This is a genomic window from Streptomyces sp. NBC_00464, assembly GCF_036013915.1.
In the GTDB taxonomy this organism is placed as follows: Bacteria; Actinomycetota; Actinomycetes; order Streptomycetales; family Streptomycetaceae; genus Streptomyces.
This window is the reverse complement of record NZ_CP107899.1, coordinates 5,257,756-5,274,824: the sequence shown is the minus strand read 5'-3', so window position 1 is coordinate 5,274,824 and position 17,069 is coordinate 5,257,756. Positions and strand designations below refer to the sequence as shown.

Below are 17,069 nucleotides of genomic sequence, written 5' to 3'. Positions count from 1 at the left end.
TTGGCTCAATCCCGACGCCCGGCGGGCGATTGCGGGGCGGTGAGCCCGAGCAGCCCCCGTACCAGCGCATACTTTTCGGTCAGCCGGGTACGGGTCGCCGGGTCCAGTGCCGCGAGGCGGGCCGGGTCGGCGTTGTGCGCGAGGTCGGCCTCCTTGATCAGCAGGGCTCCGGGCGTGGCCAGGATGCGCCGGGCGTAAGACGGAAGGTCCTCGCCGTCCCGCTTGGTGACGGCGAGGACCATGTCCTTGACCGGCTGCGGCAGTGCGGCCCCGGCCAGCCACCCCTCCGACAGCGCGTCGTCCTCCACCGCGTCGTGCAGCCAGGCCGCGGCGATCTGTTCGTCGCTGCCGCCCCGGGCCCGCACCCCCTCGGCGACGGCCGCGAGGTGTTCGCCGTACGGCCTGCCCGCCTTGTCCCGCTGTGCGGCATGGGCCTCGCGGGCGATGGCCTCGACTTCGGTCAGGGTCAGCTCTGCGCGTGATGCGGTCATGACCCGACCCTATGAGTGAAGCCCTCGTCGCCCGCCCCTTCGTCGTGAGCTCCTCGGGCGGCCATAGTTGCAGCGTCAATCGTTCGGTAAACTAATTACTGACGATTCCTTGACGCTCTCTTGACCCGACGAAGGACCAAGCTCATCGGACACGCAGACACGCTCATCGCCATGGGCGGCGCCTTCCTGGCCGCCGCCGTCCTCGCCCGCGTCGGCAGCCGCATCGGACTGCCGACCATCCCGCTGTTCATCCTGGCCGGGATCCTGCTCGGCCCGCACACCCCCGGCATCGTTCTCGTCGCCGACCCGCACGACCTGGAGATGCTCTCCGCACTCGGTCTGGTACTGCTCCTCTTCTACCTGGGCCTGGAATTCCACCTCGACGACCTCAAAGCGGGCGGCCGCAAGATGGCCGTCGCGGGCGGCACCTATCTCGCCCTGAACGTCGGCGCCGGGCTCGGCTTCGGCTTCGCCCTCGGCTGGGGCACCTCGGAGGCGCTGGTCCTCGCCGGGGTGCTCGGCATCTCCTCGTCGGCCATCGTCACCAAGGTCCTGGTGGACCTCGGCCGCATCGGCAATCCGGAGACCAAGCCGATCCTCGGCATCATCGTCGTCGAGGACGTGTTCCTCGCCCTGTACCTGGCGGCCCTCCAGCCCATCCTCTCGGGCGCCGACAGCCTCGCATCGGCCGCGGTCGACGGCGGCAAGGCCTTCGGATTCCTGCTGGTCCTCGCGCTGGCCGCCCGGTTCGGCACCAAGGTCATCGGCAAGCTCATCAACACCCGGGACGACGAACTCCTCGTCATCTCCTTCCTCGGCGCCGCCGTCCTCGTGGCCGGCATCTCCGAGTGGTTCGGGGTCGCGGACGCCATCGGCGCCTTCATGGTGGGCCTGATGCTCGGCAGTACGACCTCGGGGACCCGCATCCTCAAACTGGTCCACCCGCTGCGGGACGCCTTCGGCGCGATCTTCTTCTTCGCCTTCGGTCTCTCCATCAACCCCGGTGATCTGCCGACCGTGCTGTGGCCGGTACTGGCCGCCGTCGCGGTGACCCTCGCCATGAACGTCGTGGCCGGGCTCGCCGCCGCCAAGGTGTACGGATTCGGCCCGCAGGCCACGGCGAACATCTCCACGACCCTGGTGGCGCGCGGCGAGTTCGCCCTGATCCTCGCCACGATGGCGGCGGGCGCGGGCCTGGACGAACGGCTCTCCCCGTTCATCGCCGGCTATGTGCTCGTCCTCGCGGTCCTGGCACCTCTGGCCGCCGGGCGCTCCCACTGGCTGGCACGGCTGCTGCCCGGCGGGCGCGAGGCGATGCCGCTCCCGATCCGGTGACGGGCATGCGCGTGTTGACGTACGCCCGGTTCGAACCGGTTGCGCACGGTTCAGGATCTGCGTGACAGCAGCAGCAGCGCCCGGTCGTCGTTGACGTCCTTGGCGCAGGCCTCGATGAGGTGCCAGGCCGCGCCCTCGAAGCCCGTGGTGACATAGCGGTCGGCCTCGCCCGTCAGCCGGTCGATGCCTTCCGCGATGTCACGGTCGGAGGCCTCCACAAGGCCGTCGGTGAACAGCATCAGGACATCACCGGGGGCCAGATGCCCCTTCACGGCATCGAACTCCGCCCCGTCGTACACCCCGAGCAGCGGGCCTTCCGCCGCCATCTCCTCCCACTGGCCACTGCCTGCGTGGAGCTGGAGGGCGGGCGGATGGCCTGCCGAGAGGAGCTCGTAGTCACCGGACTCCAGGTCCAGCACCAGATGGATCGACGTGGCGAAACCCTCGTCCCAGTCCTGGCGCAGCAGATATCCGTTGGCTGCGGGGAGGAAGCCGTGCGGCGGCAGCGATCCGAGGAGTCCGCCGAAGGCACCGGAGAGCAGCAGCGCCCGGGAGCCGGCGTCCATGCCCTTGCCCGAGACATCGGTGAGCACGGCCTCCAGCGTGCGGCCGCCGTTGGTGCGGGCCGCGACGACGAAGTCGCCCGAGAAGGACTGCCCGCCCGCCGGGCGCAGCGCCATCTCACGGTGCCAGCCCTGCGGGAGGCGGGGCAGCGCGCTCTGGACCCGGATGCGTTCGCGCAGGTCGAAGAGCATGGTGCCGCCGCGCCGCCACGGCACGCCGACCCTGGCACGGAACTGGGCGAGGATCAGGCCCAGAAATCCGCAGGCCGCGACCGTCAGCACGGTGCCCGGGGTGACCCGGGCCGGGCCGTCCTCGTACGGACCGAGCCAGAGCGACTCCACGATCAGGGCCGCGGCGGCGGTCGCGTACAGCCCGAGCAGGCTGGCGGGCCGAAGCAGCAGGCCGCCGGCGACGATCGGCAGGACGAGCACGGTGGGCGAGCACCACACCGGGTTCAGCAGGGTGCCGCAGGTGATGGCCGGGATGGTCAGCAGCAGGGCGGCCAGGGCGATCCAGTCCGATCCGTCCCCGCGGAAGTAGTCGACCCCGGACCTGCGCAGCGTGGTGCGTACCCGGTGCGCCGATTTCCGCAATCGGGCCGGGTACGTCTCTGCTCCTGCGCGTCGGGCCATTGCGGGGACCTTATCCACCCCGCGGGCTCCGGTGCAGGGGGACCCCTGTGACAATGCGTTCGAAAACGACTCGCCCGGCTGCGAAAGCCCTGGTAGGGATGGCATATGACAACAGAGCTCCGCGTATTGCAACCGTCCGAGTGGAACCAGTGGTTTTCGTCCCTGGAGCTTGCGTTCGGAGGGGCCGAGGAGCCCGCCGAGCAGCGGGAGCAGTATCAGTCCGTGACCGAGTACGAGCGGTCGATCGGGATCTGGGACGGCGACGACGTGGTCGCGACGGCGGGGGCGTTCAGCTTCCGGGTGGCCGTGCCCGGCGGGGCGCTGGTGCCGGCGGCCGGCGTCACGATGGTGAGCGTCGCGTCCACGCACCGCAGGCGCGGTCTGCTGACCTCGATGATGCGCCGCCAGCTCGACGACGTACGGGCGCTGGGTGAGCCTCTCGCCCTGCTGACCGCGTCGGAACCCGCGATCTACGGCCGCTTCGGGTACGGGGCGGCGACCCGGCAGATGTCTCTGGCGATCGACACGGACCGGGTGCGGCTGTCCGTGCCCGAGGGCACGGACGAGGTCCGGCTCCGGTACGCGAAGAAGGACGAGGCGGTCGCGGCCTGCGAGAGCGTGTACGCGCGGCTGGTACCGGGCCGGCCGGGCACCCCGGCCCACGGTCCCGGCTGGGAGCGCAAGTCGCTGATCGACCCGGAGAGTTCACGCGCGGGCGGCTCGGCGTTGCAGTGCCTGCTGGCGGAGCGCGACGGCGAACTCGTCGGCTACGCGACCTACCACATCAAGCCGGAATGGGATGATGCGGGCCCCAAGGGGCGCGTCGTGGTGAGCGATCTGGCGGCGCTGGATCCGGCGGCATACGCGGCGCTGTGGCAGTTCGTGTTCGGGATCGACCTGACATCGACGGTCGAGGCACGGAACAGGCCGGCGGACGACGCGGTGCTGCACCTGGTGTCGGACGTGCGGCGGTGCGACATCCGGCTGCGGGACTCGCTCCATGTGCGGCTGGTGGACGTGGGCGCGGCGCTGGAGGCGCGGACCTACCGGGGGCCACTGGACGTGGTGTTCGAGGTCGAGGACGCGTTCTGCCCCTGGAACGCCGGACGTTGGCGGCTGACGGCCGACGCGAAGGGCGGCGCGTCGTGCAAGCGCACCGAGGACGCGGCGGATCTGGCGCTTTCGGTACGGGAGCTGGGTTCCGCGTATCTGGGCGGCGAGGCGCTGAGTTCGCTGGCGCTGGCCGGGCGGGTGCGGGAGTTGCGGGCCGGGGCGGTGGCGGAGGCGTCGGCGGCGTTCCTGTCCGACGTGGCGCCGTGGTTGCCGCGGGGGTTCTAGGGTGCCGGGTGCGTCCGGCGGCCGGCCTTGTCCTCAATCGCCGGACGGGCTTGGTTTCGCCGGGCGCGCGTGTTGCGGCTCAGCGCCGCGGGCTGTCGCGCAGCGCCCTTCGGGCGCTCTGTCCTCAATCGCCGGACGGGCTTGAGATGGCTGCTCGTGCCCTCAGGGCGAAAACCGGAGGAGGCGAAAGCCGGGAGGGGCGAAGGTCTCGGGGCGAAAGCCGGGAGGGGCGAAAGCCGGGGGCGGAATCAAGCCCGTCCGGCGATTGAGGACGACCGCACGGCCCGTGCGGGTCGCACCGACCGCGCGGCCAGCGCGACTTTCACTCAGCGGGACTGGCAGTCCGGGCACCAGAACAGGTTCCGGGCTGCCAGGTCCGCCGTGCGGATCTCCGTGCCGCAGATGTGGCAGGACTGGCGTGCGCGCCGGTAGACGTACACCTCGCCGCCGTGGTCGTCCACGCGCGGCGGGCGGCCCATCGCCTCGGGCAGGTGCTCGGGGCGCACGGTGTCGATGCGGTTGTTCCGTACGCCCTCGCGCATCAGCGCGCCCAGGTCCGCCCAGATCGCGTCCCACTCGCGGCGGGTGAGGTCCTTGCCGGCCCGGTAGGGGTCGATGCCGTGCCGGAACAGCACCTCCGCGCGGTAGACGTTGCCGACGCCCGCGACGACCTTCTGGTCCATGAGCAGCGCGGCCACGGTGATCCGGCTGCGGGAGATCCGCTGCCAGGCCCGCTCGCCGTCGTCGGCGGGGCGCAGCGGGTCGGGGCCGAGCCGGTCGTGTATCGCGCGCTTCTCGGCGTCGGTGATCAGGGCGCAGGTGGTGGGGCCGCGCAGATCCGCGTGGTGCTCGTCGTTCAGGAGGCGCAGCCGGACCGTGTCGGTGGGCGGCGGGGCCGGGACCGTACCGAATCCGAGCTTGCCGAACAGGCCGAGGTGGATGTGGACCCAGCCGGTGTCCCGGAAGCCGAGGAAGAGGTGCTTGCCGTGGGCTTCCGCTCCGGCCAGCACCCGGCCGTCGAGCAGGGCGGCGCTGCCGGCGAACTTCCCCTGCGGGCTGCTCACCCGCACCGGCCGGCCGGTGAACCGGTCCCGGTGGTCCGCCGCGAGACGGTGGATGGTGTGTCCCTCGGGCACGGCTGCGGCTCTCCTTGACGACATGGCTGTGCCGCCGGGGGTACCGGCGGCACGGTTCAGGATATGGGGTGGTCAGCCCTGCTGCGGGTGGTGGGCCGGGATCGGGGGGAGCTCGCCGGTGTTCTCGTACGCCGTGAGCATCTCGATGCGGCGGGTGTGCCGCTCCTCGCCCGAGTACGGGGTGGAGAGGAAGATCTCGACGAACTTGGTGGACTCCTCGGCCGTGTGCATCCGGCCGCCGATGGAGATCACGTTGGCGTTGTTGTGCTCGCGGCCCAGTGCGGCGGTCTGCTCGCTCCAGGCGAGTGCGGCGCGGACGCCCTTGACCTTGTTCGCGGCCATCTGCTCGCCGTTGCCGGAGCCACCGATCACGATGCCGAGGCTGTCCGGGTCCGCGGCCGTCTTCTCGGCGGCGCGGAGGCAGAACGGCGGGTAGTCGTCCTGGGCGTCATAGATGTGGGGACCGCAGTCGACGACTTCGTGGCCCTGTGCCTTGAGCCACTCGACGAGGTGGTTCTTGAGTTCGTAACCGGCATGGTCGGATCCGAGGTACACGCGCATGGGAGGAGTGTGGCACGAGTGACACCGGGTAGCCGACGACGGGGTGCGGTGTGGCCCCCGTGTGCGGACCCTGTGTGCGGGATGCCACAGAGGCAACGATCCGGTCAACGAATCGGAGGAATGGGTTCCGCTTTCGGGGTTCCCCGGGCTTCAATGCATCGCTTGCCGCTCCGCCACCGCGGGGCGGCCGGCAACGCAACCGAGTGATCCGAAAACGTAAGGATTCGATCCATGACGTCGCAGACGACTCTGGCAGGGCCGGGCCAACAGCCCGACGGGCCGGACCGTGCGGACCGGACGGAGTCCCAGGGCGGGCTCCAGGCCGGTCTCAAGAACCGTCACCTCTCGATGATCGCGATCGGCGGTGTGATCGGCGCGGGCCTGTTCGTGGGCTCCGGGGCCGGGATCGCCGCCGCCGGACCGGCCATTCTGCTGTCGTACGCACTGGTCGGCCTGATGGTCGTCTTCGTGATGCGGATGCTCGGCGAGATGGCGGCCGCCCGCCCCGCATCGGGCTCCTTCTCCACCTACGCCGACCAGGCGCTGGGCCGCTGGGCCGGATTCTCGATCGGCTGGCTGTACTGGTTCTTCTGGGTCGTGGTGCTCGCCGTCGAGGCCACGGCGGGTGCCAAGATCCTGGAGAGCTGGGTGCCGGGCGTACCGCAGTGGGGCTGGGCCCTGATCGTGATGCTGGTGCTGACCGCGACGAACCTGGTCTCGGTCGGGTCGTACGGTGAGTTCGAGTTCTGGTTCGCCGGGATCAAGGTGGTCGCGATCGGCGCGTTCGTCATCGTCGGCCTGCTCGCCGTCTTCGGCGTGCTGCCCGGCTCGGACCACGCCGGATCGGGCTTTTCCCACCTCACCGACACCGGCGGCTTCTTCCCCGAAGGGCCCGGCGCCATCCTCACCGGGGTGCTGATGGTCGTCTTCTCCTTCATGGGCAGCGAGATCGTGACCCTGGCCGCCGGCGAGTCGGAGAACCCGCAGCGCGCCGTCCAGAAGGCCACCAACAGCGTCATCTGGCGCATCGCCGTCTTCTACCTGGGCTCGATCTTCGTCGTGCTGACGCTGCTCCCGTGGAACGACCCGTCGATCCTCGAAAAGGGCAGCTACGTCGCGGCGCTCGACGTCATCGGCATCCCGCACGCCGGCCAGGTGATGGACGTCATCGTGCTGACGGCCGTGCTGTCCTGCCTCAACTCGGGCCTCTACACGGCCTCCCGGATGGCGTTCTCGCTCGGCGGCCGCGGCGACGCCCCCAAGGCGTTCGCCCGGACCAACAAGCGGGGCGTGCCGCAGGCGGCGATCCTCTCCTCCGTCGTCTTCGGCTTCGTCGCCGTGTTCTTCAACTACCAGTGGCCCGACACCGTCTTCGCGTTCCTGCTGAACTCCTCCGGCGCGGTCGCGCTGTTCGTCTGGCTGGTCATCTGCTTCACCCAGCTGCGGATGCGCGGCATCATCCTGCGCGAGTCGCCCGAGAAGCTGGTCGTACGGATGTGGCTCTTCCCGTATCTGACCTGGGCGACCATCGCGATGATCTCGTTCGTACTGGTCTACATGCTGACCGACGACGCCGGTCGCGAGCAGGTGCTGCTCTCGCTGCTGGTCGCGGTGCTGGTGGTGGGCGTCTCGCTGGTACGGGAGGCGCGCAGGCGCCGGAGCGGTGCGCAGGCCGGGTCCGCCGGCAGCTGATCGTCCCTGCCTGACGGGTGTTGTCAGGTGGGGCCTCCACGCCCCGGAAACGCGGAAGAGGCTCGCCCGGTCTCGTACGGACCGGGCGAGCCTCTTCGGTGGGAGCTACGGCATCAGGAGCCGAGCCGTCAGCCGCGACGGCCGATGAGCTTCCAGGACGCGGGCAGCGCGCCCATGGCGAGCGCGGCCTTCAGCGCGTCGCCGAGCAGGAACGGCGTCAGACCGGCCGCGATCGCGGCGCTCGCCGACATGCCGGTGGACAGCGCCAGGTAGGGCACGCCGACCGCGTAGATGATCGCCGAGCCGAGCACCATCGTGCCCGCGGTGCGCAGCGCGGAGCGGTCGCCGCCGCGGCGGGCGAGGCCGCCGACGACGGTGGCGGCGAGGAGCATGCCGAGCACGTAGCCGAAGGAGGCGCCGCCCGCACCGGAGCTGCCGGCGGAGAACCACGGCATGCCGGCCATGCCGACCAGCGCGTACACGGCGAGAGCCAGGAAGCCGCGGCGGGCGCCGAGCGCGGTGCCGACCAGGAGCGCGGCGAAGGTCTGGCCGGTGACCGGAACCGGGGAGCCGGGGACCGGAACGGCGATCTGGGCCGCTATACCGGTCAGCGCGGCGCCGCCGAGCACCAGGGCGGTGTCCACGGCGTAGCGGTGCCGGGCGGCGGGCAGCAGATCGGCGAGGACCGCTCCGGTACGGACGGGGGCGGCGGCAGCAGTGCTCATCGGGACTCCGCAGGGGTGAGGGCAGGTGGGGACAGACTGAGGCTGACGTTAGCCGACGGAGTATCGCCGGATCACCATCAGCGGCCGACAAAGCGGCGGTTGAGGGATTGGTTGGGTTCACACAAAGGACGGCACGCAATCACGTCGAGGCGTGATGCTCGTCACTGAGGTGGGGGCCGATTCCACCCCCGGCTTCGGGGGACACCTTCGGAGGGATGACTGTGAATTCCCTCTAAAGGGCCGGTTGATGACGACGGGCGACTCGTCGAGGCCCGGTGTGTGCCTTGTGTGAGCCTGGTGCCCGTATAGCGGACGGCTGTTCCCCGTGAACGGCGTGCGTGTTCAGACTGTGTCATCGTCCCCCGCACGCCCCCCAGCACCTCCCCCGCACACCCCCCACACCTTCCCCGTCTCACCGACCGAACAGAGCTCGTCCATGCCTCGGACCTCCGCGCCTCCCCCCACAGGCTCCCCGGCCGCCGCCTCCGACACCGGAAGCGACTCGGCCCTCACCCACGGCCTCAAGCAGCGCCACCTGTCGATGATCGCCCTCGGCGGTGTCATCGGCGCCGGGCTGTTCGTCGGCTCCGGCGCGGGCATCGCCGCCGCGGGACCGTCGATCGTCATCGCGTACGCGATCTCCGGGCTGCTGGTCATGCTCGTGATGCGCATGCTCGGCGAGATGTCGGCGGCCAACCCGGCCTCCGGTTCGTTCTCCGTCCACGCCGAACGGGCGATCGGGCCCTGGGCGGGGTTCACGGCGGGCTGGGGCTTCTGGGTGCTGCTCTGTGTGGCCGTCGGCCTGGAGGGCATCGGTGCCGCCAAGATCGTCACCGGCTGGCTGCCCGGAACCCCGGAGTGGGCCTGGGTGGCACTGTTCATGGTGGTGTTCCTGGGGGCGAACCTGGCCTCGGTGACGAAGTTCGGTGAGTTCGAGTTCTGGTTCGCGGCGCTCAAGGTCGCCGCGATCACGCTGTTCCTGGTGCTGGGCGTGCTGGCGATCCTCGGCGTGCTCCCGGGTACGGACGCCCCGGGCACCGCCAACCTCAGCGGCGAGGGCGGCTTCATGCCGAACGGCTCCGAGGGGCTGGTCATCGGGCTGCTCGCCTCCGTCTTCGCGTACGGCGGTCTGGAGACCGTCACCATCGCCGCGGCGGAGTCCGAGAACCCGGTGCAGGGCGTCGCGAAGGCCGTGCGGACGGCGATGTGGCGGATCGCGCTGTTCTACGTCGGCTCGATGGCGGTCATCGTCACGCTGGTCCCGTGGGACGACCCGAAGGTGGTGGAGGTGGGACCGTTCTACGCGGCCCTGGACCACCTCGGCATCAGCGGTGCGGCGGAGATCATGAACGTGGTCATCCTGGTCGCCCTGCTCTCGGCGATGAACGCCAACATCTACGGCGCCTCCCGCATGGCCTGCTCCCTGGTCGCCCGCGGCCAGGGCCCGAAGCGGCTCGGCCGGGTCACCTCCGGCGTACCGCGCACGGCGGTCCTGGTCTCGTCCGTGTTCGGCTTCCTGTGCGTGCTGCTGAGCTACTGGCGGCCGGACGACGTGTTCCCCTGGCTGCTCAACATGATCGGAGCGGTGATCCTGGTCGTCTGGATCTTCATCGCCGTCTCCCAGCTGATCCTGCGCGCCCGGCTGGAGCGCGAGGCGCCCGAGAAGCTGGTGGTACGGATGTGGCTCTTCCCCGGCCTGACGGTGGTGGCGCTCCTGGCCATGGCCGGCATCTTCTTCCTGATGCTCCGCCAGCCCGACACCCGTGACCAGCTGCTGGCGACGGGTGCGCTGACGGCGGTCCTGATCGCGATCGGTGTCGTACGGCAGCGGCGCGCCGCCACCGCCACGGACAAGTAACCCGTACGCGAAACGCCGGGCGGGCCCGATCACTCGGGCCCGCCCGGCGTTTTCGTGTGCGCCGGACTGCCCGTGGGGGCCGTGGTCCTACGCCGAAGGGCTGATCCCCTCTCACCTCTTCCTGCTGTTAGCCTGCTCTTGCATATAGGTTGCAATAACAACAGAGCAGCAGCTGGAGGGTTCGAACCATGGCCACGTACACGCTTCCGGAACTCCCGTACGACTACGCGGCGCTCGAACCGGTCATCAATCCGCAGATCATCGAGCTCCACCACGACAAGCACCACGCCGCGTACGTGAAGGGCGCGAACGACACCCTGGAGCAGCTGGCGGAGGCGCGGGACAAGGAGGCCTGGGGCGCGGTCAACGGGCTCCAGAAGAGCCTCGCCTTCCACCTCTCCGGCCACATCCTGCACTCGATCTACTGGCACAACATGACCGGCGACGGCGGTGGCGAGCCCCTCGCGGCGGACGGTGTCGGCGACCTCGCGGACGCGATCACCGACTCCTTCGGCTCCTTCGCGGGCTTCAAGTCCCAGCTGACGAAGGCCGCGGCCACCACGCAGGGCTCCGGCTGGGGCGTCCTCGCTTACGAGCCGGTCAGCGGCAAGCTGATCGTCGAGCAGGTCTACGACCACCAGGGCAACGTCGGCCAGGGCTCGGTGCCGGTCCTGGTCTTCGACGCCTGGGAGCACGCCTTCTACCTCCAGTACAAGAACCAGAAGGTCGACTTCATCGAGGCGATGTGGCGCGTCGTCAACTGGCAGGACGTGGCGAAGCGTTACGCGGCCGCCAAGGAGCGCGCCGACGTCCTGCTGCTCGCCCCCTGACCGGGGGCATCCCGGACGTCCTGCCTCGTGATCGTCTTCTCAGCCTTCACCGGGCAGGCGGATGAAGGAGGGCCCCCTGCGAGGACGTGACTCGCAGGGGGCTCTCTGCTGTGCCGCGGGGCTCCGGGGAACTCACCGGGCCGAGGTTTCGTCCTTCGTCCACGGGCCGACGCCGAGCCGGCCCGTGGTCCCGAGGTCGAGTTCCGGGGTCACCGTGACGGGCGCGGCACCGGCCTTCGCCGTGACCCTGACGTACGGGGCGTTCACCGCGTCGCCCGCGCCGGTGGTGTTGCGCCACGCCAGGTTGGCGTACGCGGACTCGCCCGGTTGCAGGGTCACGGGCCGGGGCGCGGCATCGCCGCCGATCCCGGTGGAGATCTTGTCGGTGCCGTGGAGGATCTTGACGCCGCTCACCGGCTCGCGGCCCTCGTCCAGCAGCTGGAGTCCGGGATACCCCTCGACCTCGTACGCGGCGGTGCCGCAGTTGAGCAGGTGGAGGCCCACCACGCGCAGCCCCATGGCGGCGTCGCCCCGGTCGGCCGTGACGCGGATCCCCGAGGACGGGCAGGCGCCGGACCCGGAGGACGCCTCGTCCGCCGCGACGGTCCGCACCTTGATGATCCGGGCCGCTCTCCCCCGGGCCATGACCGGTTCGTCGTCCGTGTCGAGGGTGCGCCGCACGGTCTGACCGGGCTGCACCGACTCGACCGTGCGCGTGGTGTTGTCCATGGCCTGACCGGACTCGTTCATCAGGGTGAACGTGAGGGTGAAGGTGAGCGCTTCCTTCTCGGTGTTGGTGACCTCGAACTCGGTGACCGGGGCCCCGGAGGGGCCGCAGACCCGGTTGACGAGGGTCACGTTGTCCCACGTCCGGCCGGCGGGATCGGCGACGGGTGAGGCGGATGCGCACGCGGCGGAGGAGGCAGCGGCCCCCGGGCCACCGGCCGCCTCCGTCCCGCATCCGGCGAGCAGGGCAATGCCCGCGAGGGCGGCGCCCAGGGCGAGAGGAGTGGCGGTACGCATGCGCCCAGAAGATCAGGGGCCGCCAGCCCCGGCTGTGCTCCAGGTCACATATCGCGTCACGGTGGCGTCACAACAGCGGAGAGTGCGGGGTCCGGCGGGACCCCGCACCGCAGGACGCTCAGTCGAAGACCGGGCCCTGCGTCCGGGTCCGCTTGATCTCGTAGAAGCCCGGGATCGACGCGACCAGCAGCGTGCCGTCCCACAGCTTCGCCGCGTCCTCGCCCTTGGGGGCGGGGGTGACGACCGGGCCGAAGAAGGCGATCTGCTCGCCGTCCGCGCCGGGCACCGCGATGACCGGTGTACCGACGTCCTGGCCGACCTTGTCGATGCCCTCCTGGTGGGAGGCGCGCAGCTCGGTGTCGTACGCGTCGGAGTCGGCGTACTCCGCGAGTTCGGCCGGCAGGCCGACGTCCTTCAGCGCGCCCTCGATCGCCTCGCGGGTGGGGCCCTCGCCCTGGTTGTGGAAACGGGTGCCGAGCGCCGTGTACAGCGGGCCGACGATGTCGTCGCCGTGCTTCTGCTGGGCGGCGATCACCACGCGGACCGGGCCCCAGGCCTTGTTCTCCAGCATGTCGCGGTACTCGTCGGGAAGCTCGTCCAGCCGGTTCTCGTTGAGCACGGCCAGGCTCATCACGTGCCAGCGGACCTCGACGTCGCGGACCTTCTCCACCTCCAGCATCCAGCGGGAGGTCATCCAGGCCCAGGGGCAGAGCGGGTCGAACCAGAAATCGGCGGGGGTCTTGCCGGTCACCGTGCTGTTGTCAGACATCTCTCTCCTCATGAGGGCCGTTCGCATGCTGTGACCGAGAACACCGCCGGACGCCCCGGCCATTCCCGAACGCGTGGCCGGAAGGCGGCATGGGAGGATCAAAATATTCGAAGGTGACACAAAGGAGTGTGCTCGTGCCCGGTGAGAACCTGTCCCGCGACGAGGCCCGTGAGCGGGCCGAGCTGCTGACCGTCGACGGTTACGACGTCGTCCTCGACGTCCGTTCCGCGATCGGTGGGCCCGACGGGGAGGGCGAGCAGACCTCCGGTCCGCGGACCTTCCGCTCGGTGACGACGATCCGGTTCCGCTCGGCGCGTGCCGGTGCGACGACGTTCGCCGATCTGATCGCCCCGTCCGTGAACGCGGTGACCCTGGACGGCACGGCACTCGACCCGGCCACCGTCTTCGACGGCGTGCGGGTGACCCTGGCGGATCTGCCGGAGGGCGAACACGTCCTGGTGGTCGACGCGCAGTGCGCGTACAGCAGGACCGGCGAGGGCATGCACCGCTTCGTCGACCCCGAGGACGGCGAGGTCTACCTCTACACGCAGTACGAGCCGGCGGACGCGCGACGCGTCTTCGCCAACTTCGAGCAGCCCGACCTCAAGGCGCCCTACCGCTTCCAGGTGACGGCCCCCGAGGAGTGGACGGTCTGGAGCAACGGCGCCGAGGAGTCCCACGACGGCGGGGTGTGGCGGTTCGCCGAGACGGAGCCGATCTCGACGTACATCACGGCGGTCGTCGCCGGTCCGTACCACTACGTGACCGACTCCTACAGCCGCACGCTCAACGACGGCACGACGCTGGACATCCCGCTCGGCGCGATGTGCCGCAAGGGGCTCGCCCGGCACTTCGACGCCGACGACGTCTTCCTGATCACCAAGCAGGGCCTGGACTTCTTCCACGACAACTTCGACTACCCGTACCCGTTCGGCAAGTACGACCAGGCCTTCGTGCCCGAGTACAACCTCGGCGCGATGGAGAACCCGGGCTGTGTCACGTTCCGCGAGGAGTACATCTTCCGCGGCAAGGTGACGCGGGCGGCGTACGAGAGCCGGGCCAACGTCATCCTGCACGAGATGGCGCACATGTGGTTCGGCGACCTCGTCACCATGCAGTGGTGGGACGACCTGTGGCTCAAGGAGTCCTTCGCCGACTTCATGGGTGTCTTCGCCATGGTGGAGTCCACCCGGTTCAAGGACGGCTGGATCACCTTCGCCAACAACCGCAAGTCCTGGGCGTACCGGGCCGACCAGCTGCCGTCCACGCACCCGATCACGGCCGACATCCGTGACCTGGAGGACGCCAAGCTGAACTTCGACGGCATCACCTACGCCAAGGGCGCCTCGGTGCTCAAGCAGCTGGTGGCGTACGTGGGACGGGACGCGTTCCTGGAGGGCGCACGGCGCTACTTCAAGAAGCACGCGTACGGCAACACCCAGCTGGGCGACCTGCTGTCGGTGCTGGCCGAGACGTCCGGCCGGGACATGACCTCGTGGTCGCGCTCCTGGCTGCAGACCGCCGGGGTCAACTCGCTGACCCCGGTGGCGGTCTACGACGCCGCGGACCGGATCACCGAACTGGCGGTCCTCCAGGAGGCGGCCGAGTCCCACCCGGAGCTGCGGCCCCACCGGGTCGCGGTCGGCCTGTACCGGCGCACACCCGACGGCGATCTGGTGCGTTACGCGCGGGCCGAGGCGGACGTGGCGGGGCCGCGCACCGTGATCACGGAGCTGGCAGGGGCCGAGCGGCCCGAGCTGATCCTGGTCAACGACGACGACCTGACGTACTGCAAGGTCCGCTTCGACGAGGTGTCGCTGACGACGCTGCGCTCGCACCTCGGTGACCTCACCGACCCCCTCGCGCGGGCACTGTGCTGGTCCGCGCTGTGGAACCTGACCCGGGACGGGCTGATGCCGGCCCGCGACTTCGTCTCGCTGGTCCTGGCGTTCTCCGGCCGGGAGACGGACATCGGCGTGCTCCAGATGCTGCACGCCTGGACCCGGACCGCGCTGGTGCACTACGCGGTTCCCGCATGGCGTGAGGAGGGCGGCCGGGCGCTGGCCGAGGGCGCGCTGCGCGAGCTGCGGCTCGCCGTGCCGGGCAGTGAGCACCAGCTGGCCTGGGCCCGCTTCTTCGCGGCGGTCGCCGCCTCGGACACGGACTTCCAGCTGCTGTCCGGGCTGCTCGACGGCACGGCCAGGATCGACGGGCTGGACGTCGACCAGGAGCTGCGCTGGGCGTTCCTGTCGCCGCTGGCCTCGCACGGTGCGGCCGACGAGGCGGCCATCGGTGCCGAACTGGCCCGGGACGACACCGCGTCCGGCAAGCGCCACCAGGTGCGGTGCCTGGCCTCGCGGCCGTCGGCCGCGGTCAAGGCGCAGGCCTGGGCGGGCGTCGTGGAGTCGGACGCGCTGTCCAACGCGCTGGTGGAGGCGACGATCGCGGGGTTCGCGCAGTCGTCGCAGCGGGAGTTGCTGGCCCCGTACGCGGCCAGGTACTTCGAGGTGATCGAGCGGGTCTGGGCCGAGCGGTCCATCCAGATCGGGATGGCCGTGGTGAGGGGCCTGTTCCCGGCCCTTCAGGACGATCCCGCCACGCTGGAGGCGACGGACGCGTGGCTGGCGGCGCACGCGGACGCGGCGCCGGCGCTGCGGCGGCTGGTGCTTGAGGCCCGGGACGACCTCGCCCGTGGGCTGCGCGCTCAGGCGTGTGACGGCGTAGCCGTCTGAGGCGTTCGGTGTGAAGCCCTCGCCGGGGTGCCGCTCAACCCGGCGAGGGTTCCGTCCTCAAACGCCGGACGGGCTGGATGTGCCGGTCGGACCGGGTCAGTCGCACGGGCCGGCCCCGAAGCGCCGGGGGGCGTACGCGTGCGGCGCTCGGCCGTGGCGGCGCGCCCCCTCGGAGCGGCTCATATTCCCCGGCGGGTCGGGCCATTTCGACCGTCGAACGTCCGTACTTCAGGACGGCCTTGTCCGGGATTGTCGACGGGCGTGTAACAGGGGTTCAGGTCCCGGTCGCGAGCGGGATACACCGGAGCATGACCCAGAACACCCCGCCCTCCCCCTGCCACCTCCGCATCACCTCCGACATCCGGCAACGCGTGCTGTCAGCCGCCCAGTTGAAGGCGTACGGGGTCTCCCCCGCACAGGCCGGCGAGCAGTGCCGGACCGGTGGGCCGTGGCAGCAGCCGCTGCCCGGAGTCTTCGTGCTGCACCCGGGACCGCTCAGCGGCCGGGAGCGGCTGCGATCGGCTCTGCTGTACGCGGGCACCGGGCGGCGGGCCCTGCCGGCGCAGACCCGTGGCACGGACGCCGGATACGGCGAGGCGATGATCACCGGGCTGGCCGCACTCTCCCTGTACGGCTTCGCCGCCGCGCCGCCCGCGGTCTCCACGGACCGCGGGCGCATCGACGTGCTGGTGCCCCGAATCCGCCGGCTGCGGTCGGTCCGGTACGTCCGTCTGGTGCGGACACCCGAGCTGCCCCGGCCCGAACAGCTGGACGGAATGCCGGTGGCGCCGGTGGCCCGAGCACTCGCGGACACCGTCGCCGGTCTCGCGGACGCCCATGCCGTACGTCGGCTGCTCACCGAGGCGGTCCGCGGTGGCCACTGCGAACCCGCTGTCGTGGTCGGCGAGTTGAACCGCGCCAAGGTGCTCGACCGCCCTCAGGTGGTGAACGCCGTGGACTCGCTGCTCGCCGAGGGCCGGGCACTGGCGGAGGAGCGGCTGTACGACATGGTGCGGACCTACGAGCTCCCGGAACCGCTGTGGAACGTGGACCTGCGGCTGCCCGGCGGCCCGCACCTGGGCGCGGTCGACGCCTACTGGCCCGAGGAGTCGGTCGCCGTGGAGCTGGACACCAGGGCCCCGCGCCACAGCCGGCTCGACGACGACCGCCGCCAGGAGGAGCACGAGGCCGAGTGGTCCGCGTACGCCGCCCGGCGCGAGCACCTGGAACGGCTCGGCGTCACCGTCGTCCACCTCACGCCGAAGAAGTTGCGTGAGACGAGGGAGCAGCAGGCGGCCGTCGTCCGGACGGCGCTGATGGCGTCGGCCGACCGCGAGCCGGCCGCGTACGTGATGATCCTGCCCAGGTGAGGGCCTCAGGCGC

14 protein-coding genes are annotated in these 17,069 nt (G+C 70.7%); 7 read left to right on the top strand and 7 right to left on the bottom strand.

What is annotated here, in order from left to right; translation table 11 throughout:
- Nucleotides 1-5: 5 nt before the first annotated feature.
- A complete protein-coding gene (locus tag OG912_RS23695; protein ID WP_327711157.1) occupies nt 6-491 on the bottom strand; it encodes an HD domain-containing protein in 486 nt (161 codons plus the stop codon).
- 171 nt (nt 492-662) lie between these two features.
- On the opposite strand from OG912_RS23695, the gene OG912_RS23690 reads away from it, so the two are divergent.
- Nucleotides 663-1,826, top strand: coding sequence for a cation:proton antiporter (locus OG912_RS23690; RefSeq protein WP_326740608.1), 1,164 nt, complete (start codon nt 663-665; stop codon nt 1,824-1,826).
- A gap of 50 nt (nt 1,827-1,876) precedes the next feature.
- Here the strand turns inward: OG912_RS23690 and OG912_RS23685 are convergent, their stop codons facing one another.
- A complete protein-coding gene (locus OG912_RS23685) occupies nt 1,877-3,022 on the bottom strand; it encodes a PP2C family protein-serine/threonine phosphatase (RefSeq protein WP_327711156.1) in 1,146 nt (381 codons plus the stop codon).
- A 105-nt stretch (nt 3,023-3,127) separates the two neighbouring features.
- Here OG912_RS23685 and OG912_RS23680 point away from each other — a divergent pair, with 105 nt between their 5' ends.
- Nucleotides 3,128-4,360: a GNAT family N-acetyltransferase gene (locus OG912_RS23680; protein WP_327711155.1), complete on the top strand. Its 1,233-nt coding sequence runs from the start codon at nt 3,128-3,130 to the stop codon at nt 4,358-4,360.
- Between the two features lie 326 nt (nt 4,361-4,686).
- Here OG912_RS23680 and OG912_RS23675 read toward each other — a convergent pair whose 3' ends face one another.
- A complete protein-coding gene (locus tag OG912_RS23675) occupies nt 4,687-5,496 on the bottom strand; it encodes an Fpg/Nei family DNA glycosylase (protein ID WP_326736185.1) in 810 nt (269 codons plus the stop codon).
- A gap of 72 nt (nt 5,497-5,568) precedes the next feature.
- Nucleotides 5,569-6,057, bottom strand: coding sequence for a ribose-5-phosphate isomerase (locus OG912_RS23670; protein WP_148018694.1), 489 nt, complete (start codon nt 6,055-6,057; stop codon nt 5,569-5,571).
- A gap of 231 nt (nt 6,058-6,288) precedes the next feature.
- Here OG912_RS23670 and OG912_RS23665 point away from each other — a divergent pair, with 231 nt between their 5' ends.
- Nucleotides 6,289-7,749: an amino acid permease gene (locus tag OG912_RS23665; RefSeq protein ID WP_327711154.1), complete on the top strand. Its 1,461-nt coding sequence runs from the start codon at nt 6,289-6,291 to the stop codon at nt 7,747-7,749.
- Nucleotides 7,750-7,877: 128 nt separating this feature from the next.
- On the opposite strand, the gene OG912_RS23660 is transcribed toward OG912_RS23665, so the two are convergent.
- A complete protein-coding gene (locus OG912_RS23660) occupies nt 7,878-8,474 on the bottom strand; it encodes a biotin transporter BioY (RefSeq protein ID WP_326736188.1) in 597 nt (198 codons plus the stop codon).
- 436 nt (nt 8,475-8,910) lie between these two features.
- Here OG912_RS23660 and OG912_RS23655 point away from each other — a divergent pair, with 436 nt between their 5' ends.
- Complete coding sequence (locus OG912_RS23655) at nt 8,911-10,332, top strand: amino acid permease (RefSeq protein WP_327711153.1); 1,422 nt, start codon at nt 8,911-8,913, stop codon at nt 10,330-10,332.
- 188 nt (nt 10,333-10,520) lie between these two features.
- The gene (locus OG912_RS23650; RefSeq protein WP_326736190.1) at nt 10,521-11,162 is read left to right on the top strand and encodes a superoxide dismutase; all 642 of its coding nucleotides are present in this window, start codon (nt 10,521-10,523) and stop codon (nt 11,160-11,162) included.
- Between the two features lie 132 nt (nt 11,163-11,294).
- On the opposite strand, the gene OG912_RS23645 is transcribed toward OG912_RS23650, so the two are convergent.
- Both OG912_RS23645 and OG912_RS23640 read right to left on the bottom strand, forming a co-directional pair.
- The gene (locus OG912_RS23645) at nt 11,295-12,185 is read right to left on the bottom strand and encodes a DUF4232 domain-containing protein (RefSeq protein ID WP_327711152.1); all 891 of its coding nucleotides are present in this window, start codon (nt 12,183-12,185) and stop codon (nt 11,295-11,297) included.
- A gap of 118 nt (nt 12,186-12,303) precedes the next feature.
- Nucleotides 12,304-12,954, bottom strand: a complete 651-nt coding sequence (locus OG912_RS23640; protein WP_136325252.1) for a mycothiol-dependent nitroreductase Rv2466c family protein — start codon at nt 12,952-12,954, stop codon at nt 12,304-12,306.
- A gap of 134 nt (nt 12,955-13,088) precedes the next feature.
- On the opposite strand from OG912_RS23640, the gene pepN reads away from it, so the two are divergent.
- Both pepN and OG912_RS23630 read left to right on the top strand, forming a co-directional pair.
- The gene (gene pepN, locus OG912_RS23635; RefSeq protein ID WP_327711151.1) at nt 13,089-15,686 is read left to right on the top strand and encodes an aminopeptidase N; all 2,598 of its coding nucleotides are present in this window, start codon (nt 13,089-13,091) and stop codon (nt 15,684-15,686) included.
- A gap of 308 nt (nt 15,687-15,994) precedes the next feature.
- Nucleotides 15,995-17,056, top strand: a complete 1,062-nt coding sequence (locus OG912_RS23630; protein WP_327711150.1) for a hypothetical protein — start codon at nt 15,995-15,997, stop codon at nt 17,054-17,056.
- Nucleotides 17,057-17,069: the final 13 nt, after the last annotated feature.